General features: G+C 76.6%; 1 protein-coding gene. It reads right to left on the bottom strand.

Annotated features, from left to right (window positions below):
* A partial coding sequence (locus ACTIDRAF_RS31625) for a condensation domain-containing protein (RefSeq protein WP_039789992.1) occupies window positions 1-256 on the bottom strand: 256 nt, incomplete at both ends.

The raw sequence follows: 256 nt of genomic DNA, 5'->3' as shown, positions 1-256 counted from the left end.
GGCGTCCCGTTCGGCCGCGGCCCACGCCAGGAAGCTCGGTGCCGGAGCGAGCGACGCTGCCCGGTGCTCGACCTCGGCCGTGTACACCTCGGCCAGCTCGCGCACCAGGAGCCGCGCCGACCAGCCGTCCCCGGCGACGTGGTGCAGCACGACGACCAGCGCGTGGTCCTCCTCGCCCAGGCGCAGCAGGGTCCAGTGGACCGGTGGTGCGGCGGCGAGGTCGAAGGGGGCGGCCACCAGCTCGTCCACCCGCCGG

It is taken from the genome of Actinoalloteichus spitiensis RMV-1378 (genome assembly GCF_000239155.1).
Lineage (GTDB): Bacteria > Actinomycetota > Actinomycetes > Mycobacteriales > Pseudonocardiaceae > Actinoalloteichus_B > Actinoalloteichus_B spitiensis.
The sequence above is the reverse complement of the archived record's forward strand: the minus strand, read 5'-3'. Positions and strand labels throughout refer to the sequence as shown.